Origin of the sequence: Flavobacterium stagni (genome assembly GCF_004122105.1) — a bacterium.
Lineage (GTDB): Bacteria > Bacteroidota > Bacteroidia > Flavobacteriales > Flavobacteriaceae > Flavobacterium > Flavobacterium stagni.
Window position 1 is genome coordinate 178,784 of the sequence record NZ_SBKN01000006.1, and the last position, 17,666, is coordinate 196,449.

Below are 17,666 nucleotides of genomic sequence, written 5' to 3' on the forward strand. Positions count from 1 at the left end.
GACGGTTTTTTTTATGACTATTGTAGAAAGAATCTTAGTTCTTAACCACTTTTAATGTTTTAGAAGCAGCATCCACTGTAACTTTTACGAAATACGTTCCAGTAGGTAAAGCTCCCATATCAACGGTAGCATTTACTTGATTTACTTCTTGATTGACTACCATTTGACCCAAAGCGTTGTAAATAGCAATACTCGTTAAGGGTTGTGTATTTTCAACCGTTAATTTATTGGTCACAGGATTTGGATAGTAACGCAATCCGTTGAATTCAAAATTTTCATTAGCTAAGTTAATGGTCACGGTTACAGCTAAAGCCGTTAAACTACGACATCCTAGTGCATTGGTTTGAATTGCATAATATGTTGTACCACTTACTGCATCCATAAATGGATCCAATGGATTCACATAGTTTAAAGCATCTGCTTCAGAGGCGAACCATTCGATTTCTGTACCATTAACCACAAGATCCATTAAAACTACTTGTGAATTGAATGTTTGAACGGCATCACCTGTAGGAGCAGCTGGCGCAGGATTTACAGTAACTGTTACCGTTCTTTCTGAGAAACATCCTGTTCCTGTATTGGTTGCACGAACAGTATATGTTGTAGTCGTAGTTGGATAAACTGTTACATTCGCTCCCGATAAATTCCCAGGCGTCCATACGTATTGATAGTTACCTGCACCGTAAGTTACCACTTCTCCTCCGAAAACCACATTCAAACGATTTAAAGAAGCGGTTGGAGTTACTGTTCCAGCTGTTACTAAATTTTGAATTGTATTGGTTGCAGCAGTTGTACTAGTTGTGGCTGATAAGGTCATATTTGCAGCAGTTGCTGTATAATAAGTAATCGCATTATTAGTGGCATCGGCACCATTATGACGAATATCTACAATAATATTAGACACACCATCCCAATAGAAAGGAGAGTTAAACGTAAATGTGTTTGTACCAATTACATGTGAGTAGGTTGCAATGTTGTATACTTGTGTTAAAGCAGTCGTATCGAACGCAGAAATTGTTGATTGAGTGGTCGTTCCCATACGAATTTGATAATTGGAAACACTAGTACCATCACCTAAAGTGGTAATCGCAAATTGCAATGAAGTAATTGGTCCAGCTCGTAAACCTGCCGCTTGTAATTCAGCTGCCGTATAAATCGTTTGGTTCCAATATTGTGCCCAACGGTTACAGAATGCTGTAGGTTGAGAAGTAGCTGCTGTTAATGTTGTTGCACTTCCTAAAGTGATTGTACCTGCTTGAGACAATTCAGAATAAGCGCCTAGGTTGGCTTCTGTTCCCGCACACACCGTTGATGGATCTGCAAAGGCACTCAATACTGGACCTTGTTGAACATTTACATATAATGGCACTGAAATTTGGCAAAACGCACCTGTTGTTTGAACAGCTGTCAAAATATATTCTGTACTAACGGTAGGATTAAATGTCCAACCTGTTGAAGGATTACCTGTAACTCCTGTTGAAGGAGACCAAGAATAGGAATTGTAATTATTTACAGGAGAAGTCAACGTGATTAAACCTGTAGAAGAACCTGCACAAATTGCAGCGGGTTGCGAATTGCTTAATGTTACTGCTGGTGGTGAAGTAACGGTCGCTACTACTTCAGTTCGTGGAGAAGAACAAATTGATGCATATTTCACATCATAGAAATAGTAATAGTTTGCGGTTGTCGTTCCACCCCATTCTGATGCAACCACATTTAAGGTTCCATCCGTTCCATTGTAAGGGAATGTAATACCCGAATCACGAACTAAAACAGCACCATTAGAAGCTTTCACAAGGATTCGGAAACCAGTTCCTGATGGCACTACAAAATTGATTGGAATGATGGTTGGTGTAGTTGTTCCGCCTGCTGTTACATTCACATTCCCAGTTGCATATAATTCAGTTAATGCTGAATCTGTGATTTTAATATCAACTGTACCACCTGTTGTTGCATAAACTGATACACTTTGTAATTGTACAGACTGCGTTGTATTGAATACAATACCCCAGTTGGTAAAAGTACTTCCAGTTGAAGTAGCCAAAGGAGCTGGACGACCAGAAGTTTGTGTTGCACCAAACTGTTGTGCTTCTGCATAATAAGAAGTTGCAGATGAAATTACTGGAGTGGTAAATGAATTGCCATTTGCGATAGCGTTTCCACCTTGAGCTGTTGCATACCAAGCAATAGAACCAACATTAGAAGTGGCTGATAAAGTAGTAGAACCTTGTCCACAAACACTTCCTGGAGTTGTTGCTGTAATTACTGGTGGATTACAAGAGGTGTTAAATGTTACAGCTGTTGAAGTCCAATCACTTGTACCTGAAGCACAATTGCTACGAACCCATACATAATAGGTTGTAGAAGGCTGTAAATTAATTAAATCTGCTGATGTAACACCTGCACCCACTGTTCCACTTGGTATTGTATTGGCATTTGGAGCTGTATTGGTTGTTGAAAAATAATACGCATATCCATTAGCAGGAGGCGTTACAGAAGCAGTCCACGTGATATACCCAGAGAAAGCACCTGTAGCTGAAGCCATCAATCCAGATGGAGCAATACAATTTGCAGGAGTAATTACTGAAAACTTATAATCTTCTGCTTCTGTACGTAAATTTGTAGACGCACAAGGATCTGGTGCAATAGCATTATAATCAATACGCACACGCATACGATAATCTCCAACGGCGGCACTCGCAGGTACCGTAAAACTACCTGTTTGGTTATCACCATACGCTGTAGTGACAAACATACGTTCTGAATTTTCAAACACTAAATTGTTATTCCAATCCACCCAAATTGCTGTTCCAACAGTTCCTCCATTAATTTCACAATTAAAATTAACGGTTCCTGTTGCATATTGACTCACGGTTGCCGTAGCATAATTGTTTTGATATCCACCAGCAGTATACCCCGACGCTAAATTGGAAATATTGGTTGTTCCACCCGTTGTTGAAAAACTATTAATATACGAAGCATTAGACGTTGAGGACGGCTGGCAATATCCTGTAAAAAAAGGAGTATTAATCCATGCACTATTATCCGAACCGCCACATTGTGCACGCACATAAAGTGTATAATTTGTATTGGCACTCAACGCATTCAAAGACAAGGTTGTGGATGCTGTTGTTCCAGAAGTTACTAATCCTGTTGCACCACTTCCAGCTGCCCCAGAAGTACGTAATTCATAGGCATATCCATTTGTAGGTGCATTTGTAGGTGCAGTCCATGAAAATGAAGCTGAATTCGCTGTAAAATTGGTAACCGACAAAGCAGTTGGCGCACTACATGAAAATACATTCAATGCTACATTATCTATTGATGCCGGCGGATTTACACCGTCTGCGGCATCGTTTTTCCAAACAAACACTAAACGTTTTGTAGATCCTGAGGCATAGGCCAATTGGGCTGCTGTAAAATTATAGCTCACAGACGTAGTTGTTGTAGGGTTGGTAGTACCATTTCGCTGCAATAAATAATAACCTGTAGTACCATTGGTGTAACCTGGCCAGCCCGTTGTGGTTGTATTGGTAGCTGTTGGTCCTGCTGCTGAGGGCACAACGGCAGTATCCACTAAATAAACCAATAAGTTATCCCAATCTCCATCGTTTCCGTTGGCACGAAAATCAAAGGTCAAAGTTGCCGCTGCTAATCCAGCAGGAAAAGTAACATCCTTGTAAATGGATGCTCGATTTGCAGTGGTTGTGGTGTAGGCCCAAGAAGTTCCTGCATCATTAGAAATGTAGGCGCCTCGTGCACCAGTAAACCAACCGGGCACATTCCCAGTGTTCCATGAAAGGTTGGTACCAAAAACGGCACTCCAACCGTTGGCAGTAAAAGAGGTTCCTAGTTCAAAACCTCCGTCACCATTCGGGTTAATCAATTGTGTTTGCGCTGTTGCAACTTGCTGAGCAAATAGCAATCCCAATAACGCTCCCACTACTCCACATGTATGAAAAGCCTTGAATGCTTTTGATACACATGTAACAAAAGTAAGTTTGTTCATGTTTATAAATAATTTGGTTTCTATAAAGTAAATATAATAGGAAAGAAAGCTAGCCAAGAACCAAACAACCTATTTAACCTGACAACTAAATATTTTTCATTTTTTATACAAAATTTTAAAATTAATGCAGATAAATCTGTTAAAATTAACAAACCTAAATTTCACCATCTACTCCATAAAATGAAAAGGAACTATATGCAGGAAAAAGATCTTACCGATGGTAAAACAAAAATATCTTTCATTTTTTTTTGAAAGTTTAGAAATTAATAGTAACTTTGACCTATCAAAATGATTCTTCTACCATGGAATACCGTGATGCCAAATCAAAATTTATTCAAACCTGGGGCGCCTTAGGGAGTCAGTGGGGGATTAATAAAACGATGGCACAAATTCATGCCCTTTTGATGGTGGCACCCGAAGCCATTTCGATGGAAGAAATCATGGAAGAATTACAAATTTCCCGCGGGAATGCAAGCATGAACTTGCGTGCTTTAATGGACTGGGGAATTGTGTATAAGGAACTCAAACCCGGGGAACGTCGGGAGTTTTTTACTGCAGAAAAAGACTTGGACGAGTTGGCTGTCAAAATATCACGGGAACGCAGCCGTCGCGAAATCAAACCCGCTTTAAAAGTATTAAAAGAAGTTTCCTCCATAGAAGGCGGGACTTCATCGGAAGAAAAACACTTTATTGATCAAACCACAAAATTGTACGATTTTGTACTTAAAGCCGATAATGTCTTGGAAAAAATTACCGAATACAAAGACAACTGGCTGACTCAATTACTAATGAAATTCATGAAATAATTTTTTTCATTAAAATGTTTCATTTTTTTCTGAAACTTTAAAAATTATAATATTATGAAACGACTTGTTCACTATGGCAATGCTGTACTAACACTTCTTACTATTGGTGCAGTTATTTTACTCGGAGAAGATGCAATAGGATTTTATATGCTATTAGCAGCATTCCAATTGTTTATCGGATTTATCTACATTTTCTATACCCTATTCAAAACTCCTGAATATGTACCTAAAATTTTCCTTTATTGGTTTGCGGTTATTGCCTACATCACATTGGTTAACTATTTTCATCCCCCTACATTTATCTTTCTAACGTTACCCTTGTTTATTGCGAGTTATCATTGTTATCTCACATACCTAATTAGTGATCAACCCAGCGTTTTGACCAATTGGTTCCAACGAAAATTTGCCCACTCATGAACCTCAACATCCTTGGTTATCTCATCTACCTCGTCCTTACGGCTTGGATCATTCTTCGAGTAGGTCACCAATTGTACCGCAACGGAATTGTATTTGTCAATCATTTGTATCCCAATCACGAAACCCTTTGTTTGCAAACCAACAAAATTCTATTAACGGGCTATTATTTAGTGAATTTAGGCTATGCAACCCTCACCCTTTCCCAATGGGAAACCATAGTCAACAGCACCCAACTTGTCGAAACAATAGCCTTCCGCACAGCCATCATCTTAAGTATACTGACGGTTTTGCACTACGGCAACCTTATCATGTTAACCCTTTATTTTAAAAAAACAATCCTTTAAAAAATAGAAATTATGAACACAACACATGTATTAATCGCTTATAGTATTTATTTACCCATTGCTTTATTGCTCACCTATTATGTTTCTCGAACCTTGTTCAAAAACAGTTTGATCTACATGATGGACATTTTCAAAAAAAGAGAAGAAATCGCATTGGCGACCAACACCTTATTTGAAACCGGATTCTATCTTTTGAATCTTGGGTATGCCCTACTCATCTTGAGAATTGACACGGAAATCATTACAGCACAAGAACTCATCGAAGTCCTCAGTAAAAAAATTGGTGGCTTTGCCATTTACCTCGGCATTATGCTTTTCTTGAACTTATATTTATTCTTTAGAGGCAAAAGAAAAGCGGCAACTCCTCCTCAACTAACCGTCACTGAATAAAAATTGTGACTATGAAAATCATCGATATATTCATTATTATCAGCGGAATAGGCCAAATCTTTACAGCTTTGGTCTATCCGTTTATTCGCCATCGCGTTTTTGATTGGTACAATGATGTAAAAAAACTCAAACCCTTAAACCAAGAAATTGCAAAAACCTACGGACGGTATATTCAAGGGCTGAATTTTGGATTTGGAAGTATTGCATTAACATGCACTACTGAACTGCAAAACGGTAGTCGGTTAGCTATCGCACTCACCGGACTCATGGCGGCCTATTGGGTTGGAAAAGTAGCTACGCAAATCGCCTATTATCCCATGTATGACATTCCGAAAAATGCGTTATTTAAATGGGGCGGTTACGGAATGAATTTGTTATTTGTTTGGTTTGCTGTAACCAATACGGGACTGGTACTTTTGAATATTTTTTATCGATAAAACAATCGCAAAAAATCGAATCCATTCAAGAAAACCATCCAAAGAATTGGTAGTGCTTCCACCCAAAAGGACGTATACCACCGACTTTGATTGGTTTGGGTACAATAAATGGCAACTAGTGTGATGAGTGCTATTCCACAATTCCCGATATAAAAATCGGAAGGAACCCAATAAAACTGAAACAAAATAAAAAGCAAAATCCCCAAATAACCCAATTGTTTGGCGCGTGGGATTCCCACTTTTTGAGGTAAAGTTCCCAGCTGAATTCCGTCGCGAACACTATCGTAAATCTCAAACGGAATCATTAGCACACTAATGAAAACCCACTGTAAAAGGGCAATCTTTAGTGTGTTTTCATGAATGCATTCATCATAATTCGGCAAAATAACGGTGGTATACGTAACAACAGCACTCACCCAAAACAATTTGATGATTCCGAAGCGACGCACGAGCGGATATATTCCAACAGCCATCATGCCCAGAAGCCAAAGTACCATTAAGCGCTTGGGTAATTCCCAAAAAGCAAACCCGAAAGCGAGAGCAGACACGAATGCCATACCCATAATCAAGTAAAGTTTGCCACTCTTAATTCGGTTGCCCAACAGCAATGCCCCGTATTTCAAAACAGAATAAGCTACGACAGTTCCCGTAAAAATCAATAGTACCATTTCAGTTTGCAGCTTACGTCGCAAGAGGGTTTGGGCCACCCCATACAGCGCAACCACAGCACAACCGACATGGATAGATGCCTCAACGTACAACTCAAAAAGGGAACGAAAAATCGTGCGAAAGTAGGCTGTCATGAATTTGTTTCTTCGGCGAAACTTACAAAAAAAAGGAGTCTTGTTTCCAACACTCCTTTTTTTTAACGCTATTTTTTTATGATCTTTTTCACTTCGGTTCGACCCTCCGCTTCCAATTGCAATAAATAGATTCCTGCAGGTAATTCGGTCAGTGCTACTTGATGATCATTTACCCGACCCGATTGCAATACCCTTCCGTCTAAAGCGAAGATTGTGTAGTTGATTTCGGCAACATCATAATCAATATTGACTACAGAAGTGGTTGGATTGGGATACACAATAAAGGTAGATGAATGCACTTCTGGAGCATCCAAAGTAATCGGCGTTCCCAATAAACTAAAGTTATTAAAAGTTACACGATTGCCTAAATCTTGCGTCAAATTTGGCCCATAAAATCGAATACGCACTTTGAAATTGGGATTATTACTCACACCCGGAATGGACCCAAAATTCAGCGTGAATAGTTGGAAATCCAATGTCAACGGTAGCGTTGCATTACTTAAACCTTGTGTAGTCCAAGTGGAACCATTAAGTGTATATTCAACAAGTAAACCGTCAACTGCATTCTCATTTTTGGCCGCAAAAGCAAACTGAATATCTTTATAACCCATCGTGGATAGGTTAAACACCATTTTATTTTCTTGACCTTGGGCTTGAAAAGGTTGTTTTATTTGTAAGCCCAACATATTGGCGGTTGCAAATGGAACATTATTGTTGGCTTCTGGAATGTAATTTAATGGGGTCGGACTGTTACGACGTTCCATGGAAGCTTTTCTCCAACTCGGATGCGCACTCGTAAAGGGGTAACCTACCAAACATGAAGTATAATTAATGATACCTTCTGTAGCTACTTCATACGTAGAATTCATCGCCGTGAGTGGTGTATTATTGGGCAAATTGCTATCCATCATCCAAAAATAAAGTGGTGTCGTGGGCTGACCTTGCGTAGTGGACACGAAATGCGCTACGGCTGTAAAATCAGCAGTGGGTGTGTATGTAATTTCTGGATTTGTCCCCGAAACATCCCCACTCCAATGACTAAACACATAACCTGCAAGAGGGACTGCCTTTAGAGTTACGGGAATATTATGAAAATAAATTCCTTGCCAAGGATACGGATTTGTTGACACACCTGGGGTAGCGGCCGTGATATCTATGGTATTGATTTTTACATAACCGTGCGTGGCATCATCAACATCCAAAGTGGCATTCACATCAGAAGCAATTCCAAATTTTAGACGAATATGTTCCCGTTGATAGGCGGGACGCTCATTGGCAAAACTCCCAATAACATCTTGACTATGTACCCACCAAGCATAATCAAATGGTGCGTGCCAACGGGCAATTTGCTCACTAATCTCCGGTTCGATTCCCATTGCAAACTGACTCGATAACCCAACTACTCGGCTTGGCAGAAAGTAGGTATTCATCATGTCGGCAAATCGGTTGATAAAACTTAATTTAAACGAATCGTTCTCTAGTAAACGGCGTAAAATTAGTGTTGACCATTCAGGATTGGGCCAATCAGGACCCCCTAAGGCCGTTGCGAATTCCAACGTATTGTGGTCATTAACATCGAGCATCAAACTAAATCCTGCGTCGGTATCTTTGATCGCCGTGCGCCACCTTCCGTCATTTCCATAAGGGGCATTAGGTGTAAATGTTGTACTTTTTCTCCAGAAATAAGTGTTCCAACCCGGCCAATCGGTATTTTGAATAAAAATATTTGTAATAAAATAATCCCTGAAATTATCTACATCCATTTGGGTTTTGATGTAATCATAATTCGAAGTTGGCGTTAAAGAATTATTTTGAAAATAGGAAAATAACGCTTGAAAATGGGCATCAGACCCCGTATCTACATAATAGCCATCACCGATGATTTCAATTTCATTTTCGGCAATGCCGTAGCGTTGGTTAAAATAATGCCAATCGTAGCGCGGACGAATATTTAATAATCCCCAATACTCTCCATTCAACAACACTATGGAAGGTTGATAGGCTTGTGTATCTAAACCAGTACCTCGAACTAATTCATGGGTAAAAGCATCTTTGTAATAGGTGTTGACATAATCACTCCCAGAATTACGCAAGATCAAACGTTCATAACTGGTATAACTTTCTGTGGGGAAAAAAGAATAATTGAATGCACTTGAACCGTATTCTGAGCGGGCATACAACTTCAATGATTTATTAGGAAATTGTCGTGTTCCACCACCATTGATTCGAATACCCAATTGTTGGTTCATCACTTCGGTTCCATTCACAAAATAATTTACATGTCCGACTTGTTCATATTGATCACCGGTACGATCATAATTTGCCGCAAATGAATAGGGTGCTTCCAAGGTGGGATTATTTGTTCGCCATGTATCAAAATCAACTCCGGCCACATAAATACCGTCATTATAATCGAAAAATTTATTTTCACTCACACTCAAAGACATCACGGGTATCGAAAATCGGTTTTGTCCTTGCGGAGAAACAATGTAAGTTTGGGTAACAATTTTACTGGCCCAAGCTCCTGCTTTAAAAGCCCGAGCACGCACAACAGTTCCTTTAAAAATAGAAAAATTGGGCAGATAATACGAAGGATCGCTATCGTAAGTGGACGAAATCATGGAAATATCATTGCTCGCACTCGTTCGGTTGACAATATTCAACGGACTAGAATAGGCCGATGAAGTAAATGAATTGCTAAAAAAGGTGGGCGATGGCAATGTTCCAGGATCAAAAGGATAGGTATTTTTATACGAATACGTTGTCCCTCCTAAATTGGTAATATCAGGATCTGACCCATCAGTTGTGTACACTATGGTTACCCCAGGATCGGGATGGCTTAAGGTTAATGAAAAGGGATTTGTAAAAAAACCTCCCGCCACAGAGAAGGTGGGCGGATTCAATATTTCTGAAAAACCTTGAACGGTATTGTTGGGATCACCAGGTGTCGCGGTTTGAAAAAATACTTTCGCGGCAGCGCCATCCGATTGCCGTCCGTAGGAGAAATCAGTGGGGATGATAATGGCCAAATATTGATCTTGAATTGTCCCATCGGGTCGTGTTAAAGTTATCGTTTCTCCACTCGAACTCAATTTAAAATTGGTATGCAAGGGATAATTGATATCCGTTCTATTTTTCCCCGAACACCACAGCAACAAATGATCACCCGGTTCGATCCAATATTCGGGAAAAACCCATTGATAAGGATTGGAAGGCAAATCGGATAGACCATAACCTTCAAGATTAAAGGCTATCGAACCAGTGTAATAAATTTCGATCCAATCTTCATAACTATCATCGTCATCAGCAATGGTTGAGGCATTGGACGTCATCACCTCATTAATAAAAATATTTTGCGCCTGACTATTGCCTATAATCAAACAAAAAAATAGGAGTAAAAATCGTTTCACAATCTGTTGGTTTTAATGTGTAGAGTGGGTCAAGTTTACGGCAAACGGTATCACATTCAAAACAAAGTCGTTGTACCGCATTGTAATGCCGTTGAAACGAGAACATTTATCGATAGAATTCATTTCGCCGTCTAGTGTTTAAATTGTTGATAAACCCTCTTTTCAGTTGAAAAATTCTCAAAATATTAGCAAATGTGCGTTATAAAAATAGAAGTTTAATAAGTACTTTTGTTTGCGATTTCGAATTTGAAAAAAATTCAACACAACGCAACAAAACAGACTAATTTACCCAACTTTAATGAGAACAGATTTATTTGCATCACGTCACATTGGGCCGCGCGAATCCGACCTACAGCACATGTACCAAACCATCGGGGTGGCCGACATGGATCAATTAATTTATGAAACGATTCCAGATGATATTCGATTGAAACAACCGTTACAATTGGATGCTGCTTTGTCTGAATATGAATACCTAACCCATATCACTGAATTGGGTAAAAAAAATAAAGTATTCCAATCCTATATTGGTTTGGGCTACCACCCTACAGTCATTCCTGCGGTTATTCAACGTAATATTTTTGAAAACCCAGGATGGTATACCGCGTACACACCCTATCAAGCTGAAATTGCACAAGGTCGTTTGGAAGCGATTTTAAATTTCCAAACTACAGTAATTGAACTAACGGGAATGGAAATTGCCAATGCCTCACTTCTTGATGAAGGAACAGCTGCTGCTGAAGCGATGGCACTTCTCTTTGATGTACGAACTCGTGATCAAAAGAAAAACAATGCCAACAAATTCTTTGTTTCAGAAGATATACTACCACAAACGTTATCGGTTTTACAAACACGTTCGACTCCTATTGGTGTTGAATTAGTTGTGGGTAATCACGAAACAATAGAATTGACCGCTGATTTCTTTGGTGCAATTGTACAATACCCTGGCAAATACGGTCAGATTTATGATTACACAGGATTTATTGCCAATGCCAAAACAATGGACATCAAAGTAGCTGTAGCTGCTGACATTTTATCATTAGCAAAATTAACGCCTCCCGGAGAAATGGGTGCGGATGTTGTAGTAGGAACTACCCAACGTTTTGGTATTCCTATGGGATATGGCGGACCACATGCTGGATTTTTTGCTACGAAAGAAGAATACAAACGTTCGATGCCCGGACGTATCATTGGGGTAACTATTGACGCGAATGGGAACCGTGCTTTACGTATGGCTTTACAAACACGCGAACAACATATTAAACGCGAAAAAGCGACATCCAACATTTGTACTGCTCAGGTATTGTTGGCCGTTATGGCCGGAATGTATGCGGTGTACCATGGCCCAAAAGGGTTACAATACATCGCCAATAAAGTGCATGCTTCTGCAGTAACCTTAACCGACGCATTGAATCAGCTAGGTGTTTATCAAACCAATACGGCCTTTTTTGACACCATCATGGTGAAAGCGGATGCTGCAAAAATTCGCCCAATCGCAGAACAACACGAAATCAACTTCTATTATATTGATGGGGAAACCATTTCGATTGCGTTAAACGAAACGACTTCTATTGCGCATTTGAACCAAATCGTAAACGTATTCGCAACGGCTTTAGGCAAAGCACCTGTGACTGTTACTGAATTGAGTGCACAATCGCAAGTTCCAGCCCAACTTGAGCGTCAATCGGCGTTTTTACAACATGAGGTTTTCAATAGTCACCATTCGGAAAGTCAGTTAATGCGTTATATCAAAAAATTAGAGCGCAAAGACTTATCCTTGAATCACTCGATGATTTCATTGGGTTCATGTACGATGAAATTGAATGCTGCCGCAGAAATGTTGCCTTTATCCATGCCTAATTGGAATAGCATTCACCCGTTTGCTCCAATTGAACAAGCGGAAGGTTATCAAATCATGTTGAAACAATTGGAACACCAATTGAATATTGTGACCGGATTTACAGGCACAACTTTACAACCCAACTCAGGTGCTCAAGGAGAATATGCTGGATTGATGGCGATTCGCGCCTACCATTTATCAAGAGGCGACAATCACCGTACAGTGTGTTTGATTCCGTCTTCTGCCCACGGAACGAATCCAGCTTCTGCAGCGATGGCTGGGATGGATATCATTGTTACCAAAACAACCCCTGAAGGAAATATCGACGTAGAAGATTTGCGTGCACGTGCCATCGAATACAAAGATCGTTTGTCGTGTTTGATGGTGACGTATCCTTCTACGCATGGTGTGTTTGAGAGTTCGATTATCGAAATCACCAATATTATTCATGAAAATGGCGGTTTAGTCTATATGGATGGCGCCAACATGAATGCTCAAGTAGGTCTAACCAATCCAGCGACCATTGGAGCGGATGTGTGCCACTTGAACTTACACAAAACCTTCTCCATTCCTCACGGTGGTGGTGGACCGGGTGTAGGCCCCATTTGTGTGAATGAAAAATTGGTTCCGTTCCTACCAACGAATCCGATTATCCCAACGGGTGGTGACCAAGCGATTACCGCTATTTCGGCAGCCCCTTACGGATCGGCTTTAGTTTGCTTAATTTCCTATGGTTACATCATGATGATGGGTTCAGAAGGTTTGACCAATGCTACAAAATATGCGATTTTGAATGCCAATTATATGAAAGCGCGTTTAGAAAACCACTACCCTGTATTGTATTCAGGAGAATGTGGACGTGCGGCTCACGAGATGATTTTGGATTGTCGTGAGTTCAAACAAAAAGGCATTGAGGTTACCGATATCGCCAAACGTTTGATGGACTATGGTTTCCACGCACCAACGGTTTCCTTCCCTGTTGCAGGAACGTTAATGGTGGAACCTACAGAATCTGAAGACTTAGCCGAATTGGATCGTTTTTGTGATGCCATGATTGCCATTCGCAAAGAAATTGAAACGGCAACCGCTGAAGATGCGAATAATGTTTTGAAAAATGCTCCACACACCTTAGCTATGTTAACGGCTAACGATTGGAACTTCCCGTATTCGCGTGAAGCAGCAGCTTTCCCGTTGGAGTATTTGAGTGAAAACAAATTCTGGCCTAGCGTTCGTCGTGTAGATGATGCGTATGGTGACCGTAATTTGGTTTGTTCATGTGCACCGATTGAGGCGTATATGTAATTGAGTGACTAGTGATTAGTGATTAGTCTTAAAACTTTAGAAATTAAAAAAACCGCTTTTAATTAGCGGTTTTTTTATGGGTTTACTTTAATTGCAAGGAATCAAAATAACCTTTCAATTCATCTAGGGTCGCTTTATCAACTAAATTGGTATCAATTACAATAGTTGTATCTTTTGAAGTGACTGTATGATCGCCGGCAAAATATTTATAAGCAGTTATTTCATCCACGTGAATTGTTTTCTTTTTAAAAAGTCCGTTGTAGACAATGAAATCCGGTGTGAGTTCGACCATCACCCTATTTTTGGTATAAAAATATTGAACGATATAGACCAATCCTAGTCCGCCGAGCCCTACCAAATACTGACTAGCGGTTGTAAATAATGAACCAAAACCGATGATTACATTTGCGATTCCGATATACAATGCCCGCTTTAACTGACTTTGATTGTGTAATATTTTCATAACGTATAGGTATCTTTTATTTCAACCGCTCTAACTTTCCTTTGCGTTTTACAATATTTTTATAATCCCACTGAATGATTTGTGCCTTTTGCAACCAACGCGCGAGGGCAACGGTATCGATTTGGGTAACATCCGTATAAAAAATCGAAGCATCTTTAAATTTTTCTCCACAAATAGTTAAATCCGGTTCGTCAAAATCTTGCCCACTCCAAAACATTAAACGAATACCGCGTTTCTGTTTACTATACCCAACAATTGGATTCCCTTCAATAAACCAAACAGGATGCGCATGCCATATTTTTGACTCAGCTCCCGACAATTGGGACTGAATAATCGTACTGAGCTGCTCACAAATTAAGGAGTAATCTTCCTCTTGTAATTGGTTGTAAGCAATGATTGAATCGTGTACCATTTCCTTTTTTAAAAAAATAAAGGTAAGAAAATAGTTGTGATATTTCTTTTTATCGTAATATTGCAATATAATTATACATCAAGAACAATGGGAGTTACCAAAACTGAACATTTTACCGATACTCAAAATGAAATGGCAATTCTAATTAAAGCCCTTGCTCACCCGGCAAGGATTGCCATCATGGAATATTTGTGCGAAGTCAATTCTTGTATTTGTGGAGAAATCGTCAACGAATTACCCTTATCCCAACCAACGATTTCACAACATTTGAAAGAATTGAAAAACGCCGGACTCATCAAAGGAACAGTAGAAGGCACTTCGATTTGTTATTGTATTGATGAAAAAGGAATCGCAAAATTGCAGACTTATTTCAATCAATTTGCAACGCAATTTCTTGATAAAAAACAATGTTGTTAACTAAAAATACCTACTCATGAAACTTTCTGAATTACAAAACCAATTAAAATCGCTCTCAAGCATCCAACTTCAATTACCTGACGGACAATGGGTACCAAAGCATTTTCACATAACCGAAGCGGGTTTAACAACCAAACGCTTTATCGATTGTGGCGGAACCTTTCGCACAGAAAAAACAATCAACATGCAAGTTTGGGTCGCGGAAGATGTGGATCACCGACTGACTCCTACGAAACTTTTGGGGATTTTGAAAAAAGCCGAACCCTTGTATCAAGAAGAAGATTTGGAGGTAGAAGTTGAATACCAAGGCACGACAATTAGTCGCTATGGATTGACCTTTGAGAATGGAGTTTTTCGCTTCGAACCCAAATTCACGGATTGTTTAGCAAAAGACCATTGTGGTATACCAGAAAATCAGATGCCTCAAAAGAGAGAAACTTCAGTAACGGCTTCTTGCACCCCTGGAGGAGGTTGTTGTTAATTTTTCGACTGATGAAAAACGAACTTTTTCCCGACTTACGCCACTACCTCGAAGGGAGTGATTTTGAAAGTATAACACCTGAACGCTTGTCATTGCTTGAACCTATAATAGCTTTAGGACGCGAGGAATTAAATGCTGGACGATCTCTTGTTTTGAATTGCATTTGTACCCACAACTCGCGACGCAGCCACCTTACACAGGTTTGGGCACAAGCTGCAGCCGATTATTATGGCATTCCGGTCACCGCGTATTCAGGAGGGACAGAGGCTACTGCGCTTTATCCCGCAATTCTCGAAACAATCCAAGCCGCCGGAATTCAGAGTCAGACCTTATCGACAGATGAAAATCCAGTTTACGCCTTACGAACGGGTCCAAACAACATCCCCATAATTGGATTTTCAAAACGTTACGAGCATCCGTTCAATCCCCAAGCTGGATTTATCGCTTTGATGACCTGTTCGAGTGCCGATGAAGGCTGTCCTATTGTTCTTGGAGCTAAGGCCCGTTTCCCACTTCGATACATCGATCCGAAACAAGCCGACGGAACACTGGAACAAGCAGCAGTGTATGCTGAAAGTAGCCGATATATTGCCACTGAAATGATGTATATAATGAGTCAAATTCAAACAACAATATAATGAGTGCTCAAGATTGTACCCCTGTCGTCAACCGAAAACGGCTGTCCTTTTTAGACCGTTACCTAACGCTTTGGATTTTTCTAGCCATGGCTTTAGGGGTGAGTTTGGGTCATTTTTACCCCTCTGTGAGTGAAGACATAGAAAACTTATCCCATGGCACGACCAATATTCCATTGGCTATTGGTTTGATTCTCATGATGTATCCTCCCTTGGCAAAAGTGAATTATAGCAAAATGAGACCCGTTTTTAGAAACATCAAAGTACTTTCGGCTTCCTTAATTCTGAATTGGATTGTAGGGCCTATCCTTATGTTTGCTTTGGCGTTGCTATTACTGCCGGATTATCCAGAATACCGTAATGGCTTAATTTTAATCGGCTTAGCACGATGCATTGCCATGGTGGTTGTTTGGAATGATTTGGCCGAAGGAGACCGCGAATATGGAGCCGGACTCATTGCTTTGAACAGTATTTTTCAAGTCCTTTTTTACAGTGTCTATGCCTATCTCTTTTTGGGCGTTTTACCTCCCTATTTTGGATTAACCGGAATAGAAATAAATTTATCTATAGGTGTCATCGCAGAAAGTGTGGGTATTTATTTGGGAATTCCATTTTTACTTGGTATTACTTCACGCTATGTTTTGATCCATCAAAAAGGGGAAACTTGGTTTCAAGAACGGTTTGTTCCGTTGATATCACCCATTACTTTAATTGCTTTGTTAGCAACAATTGTATTGATGTTTAGTTTAAAAGGGCAACTCATTCTTGAAATTCCTTGGGATGTAGTGCGTATTGCAGTGCCTTTGGTAGTCTATTTTGCCATCATGTTTGTGCTCAGTTTTATCTTGGGTCGTAACTTTGGTGCCAACTATGCCCAATCGACTGCAGTGGCTTTCACGGCAACGGGGAACAATTTTGAATTGGCGATTGCGGTTGCCATTGGTGTATTTGGATTACACAGTGGAGAGGCTTTTGCGGGTGTTATCGGACCTTTGGTAGAAGTCCCCGCATTGATTGCACTAGTTCATTTAGCTTTTTGGTTTCGTAAACAATGGAGCATGAATTAGCAATACATTAGACAACTTTACATTTTTCAATTACAATAAAAAAATATGACAGACATACAAACTCAAGATGACATCTATCGCATAGTCGCTGAATTTTATAAAAAACTTTTTGCTGACGAACGCATCAGTTATATTTTCACCGATGTGATTCCGGTTCATGAAAAACTGGAAGAGCATTTGCAGATTTTGGTCAAATTTTGGTCGCAATCGCTTTTGGGAACAGGCGGTTATTTCAACAATCTTACTCAAATCCATTTGGATGTAGACACCCTTTCTGCACTTACTAAAGATCATTTTGACATTTGGTTGTCACACTTCGAAACAGCAATTGATGAGAACTTTGAGGGTTTCACTTGTGAACGTATGAAGAATATGGCCCACAATTTATCCACGATTATGCAAATTAAAATCAAACAGAAGAACGGATGATTAT

General features: G+C 39.8%; 16 protein-coding genes. 11 read left to right on the top strand and 5 right to left on the bottom strand.

The features are described from left to right. Nucleotides 1–34 precede the first annotated feature (34 nt). Nucleotides 35–4,009, bottom strand: coding sequence for a GEVED domain-containing protein (locus EQG61_RS10815; RefSeq protein ID WP_129461938.1), 3,975 nt, complete (start codon nucleotides 4,007–4,009; stop codon nucleotides 35–37). A 302-nt stretch (nucleotides 4,010–4,311) separates the two neighbouring features. On the opposite strand from EQG61_RS10815, the gene EQG61_RS10820 reads away from it, so the two are divergent. From EQG61_RS10820 to EQG61_RS10840, 5 genes are read left to right on the top strand one after another with little or no spacing between them, the layout of a single operon-like run. Beyond that, nucleotides 4,312–4,815 (top strand): GbsR/MarR family transcriptional regulator, encoded by a 504-nt coding sequence (locus EQG61_RS10820; RefSeq protein ID WP_129462021.1) that lies wholly within the window; start codon nucleotides 4,312–4,314, stop codon nucleotides 4,813–4,815. 54 nt (nucleotides 4,816–4,869) lie between these two features. Then, nucleotides 4,870–5,232, top strand: coding sequence for a hypothetical protein (locus EQG61_RS10825; protein WP_129461940.1), 363 nt, complete (start codon nucleotides 4,870–4,872; stop codon nucleotides 5,230–5,232). Further along, a complete protein-coding gene (locus tag EQG61_RS10830; RefSeq protein WP_129461942.1) occupies nucleotides 5,229–5,576 on the top strand; it encodes a hypothetical protein in 348 nt (115 codons plus the stop codon). The genes EQG61_RS10825 and EQG61_RS10830 overlap by 4 nt, the downstream gene beginning before the upstream one ends. A 12-nt stretch (nucleotides 5,577–5,588) precedes the next feature. Continuing rightward, nucleotides 5,589–5,966 (top strand): hypothetical protein, encoded by a 378-nt coding sequence (locus tag EQG61_RS10835; protein WP_129461944.1) that lies wholly within the window; start codon nucleotides 5,589–5,591, stop codon nucleotides 5,964–5,966. An 11-nt stretch (nucleotides 5,967–5,977) separates the two neighbouring features. Further along, nucleotides 5,978–6,403 carry a hypothetical protein gene (locus tag EQG61_RS10840; RefSeq protein ID WP_129461946.1) on the top strand — a complete coding sequence of 142 codons (426 nt, stop codon included), beginning with the start codon at nucleotides 5,978–5,980 and terminating at the stop codon, nucleotides 6,401–6,403. On the opposite strand, the gene EQG61_RS10845 is transcribed toward EQG61_RS10840, so the two are convergent. Both EQG61_RS10845 and EQG61_RS10850 read right to left on the bottom strand, forming a co-directional pair. Next, on the bottom strand, nucleotides 6,394–7,206 hold the full coding sequence (locus tag EQG61_RS10845; RefSeq protein WP_129461948.1) for a hypothetical protein: 813 nt from the start codon (nucleotides 7,204–7,206) through the stop codon (nucleotides 6,394–6,396). The genes EQG61_RS10840 and EQG61_RS10845 overlap by 10 nt on opposite strands. 68 nt (nucleotides 7,207–7,274) lie before the next feature. After that, nucleotides 7,275–10,616, bottom strand: a complete 3,342-nt coding sequence (locus tag EQG61_RS10850; RefSeq protein ID WP_129461950.1) for a CotH kinase family protein — start codon at nucleotides 10,614–10,616, stop codon at nucleotides 7,275–7,277. Nucleotides 10,617–10,914: 298 nt separating this feature from the next. Between EQG61_RS10850 and gcvP the strand changes: the two genes are divergently transcribed. Continuing rightward, entirely contained in the window at nucleotides 10,915–13,758 is a 2,844-nt protein-coding gene (gene gcvP, locus EQG61_RS10855; RefSeq protein ID WP_129461952.1) for an aminomethyl-transferring glycine dehydrogenase, read from the top strand. 82 nt (nucleotides 13,759–13,840) lie between these two features. Here the strand turns inward: gcvP and EQG61_RS10860 are convergent, their stop codons facing one another. Then, the gene (locus EQG61_RS10860) at nucleotides 13,841–14,221 is read right to left on the bottom strand and encodes a hypothetical protein (RefSeq protein ID WP_129461954.1); all 381 of its coding nucleotides are present in this window, start codon (nucleotides 14,219–14,221) and stop codon (nucleotides 13,841–13,843) included. Between the two features lie 16 nt (nucleotides 14,222–14,237). Next, nucleotides 14,238–14,633 carry a DUF1801 domain-containing protein gene (locus EQG61_RS10865; RefSeq protein WP_129461956.1) on the bottom strand — a complete coding sequence of 132 codons (396 nt, stop codon included), beginning with the start codon at nucleotides 14,631–14,633 and terminating at the stop codon, nucleotides 14,238–14,240. Nucleotides 14,634–14,720: 87 nt separating this feature from the next. On the opposite strand from EQG61_RS10865, the gene EQG61_RS10870 reads away from it, so the two are divergent. Genes EQG61_RS10870 through EQG61_RS10890 form a run of 5 tightly spaced genes read left to right on the top strand, consistent with a single transcriptional unit; the run spans nucleotide 14,721 to nucleotide 17,662 of the window. Then, nucleotides 14,721–15,050: an ArsR/SmtB family transcription factor gene (locus EQG61_RS10870; protein ID WP_129461958.1), complete on the top strand. Its 330-nt coding sequence runs from the start codon at nucleotides 14,721–14,723 to the stop codon at nucleotides 15,048–15,050. Between the two features lie 16 nt (nucleotides 15,051–15,066). After that, nucleotides 15,067–15,531: a DUF6428 family protein gene (locus EQG61_RS10875; RefSeq protein WP_129461960.1), complete on the top strand. Its 465-nt coding sequence runs from the start codon at nucleotides 15,067–15,069 to the stop codon at nucleotides 15,529–15,531. A gap of 11 nt (nucleotides 15,532–15,542) precedes the next feature. Then, entirely contained in the window at nucleotides 15,543–16,169 is a 627-nt protein-coding gene (locus EQG61_RS10880) for a low molecular weight phosphatase family protein (protein WP_129461962.1), read from the top strand. Next, the gene (arsB, locus tag EQG61_RS10885) at nucleotides 16,169–17,233 is read left to right on the top strand and encodes an ACR3 family arsenite efflux transporter (RefSeq protein WP_129461964.1); all 1,065 of its coding nucleotides are present in this window, start codon (nucleotides 16,169–16,171) and stop codon (nucleotides 17,231–17,233) included. Before EQG61_RS10880 ends, arsB begins: the two co-directional genes overlap by 1 nt. A gap of 45 nt (nucleotides 17,234–17,278) precedes the next feature. Then, nucleotides 17,279–17,662, top strand: coding sequence for a group III truncated hemoglobin (locus tag EQG61_RS10890; RefSeq protein WP_129461966.1), 384 nt, complete (start codon nucleotides 17,279–17,281; stop codon nucleotides 17,660–17,662). Nucleotides 17,663–17,666 lie beyond the last annotated feature (4 nt).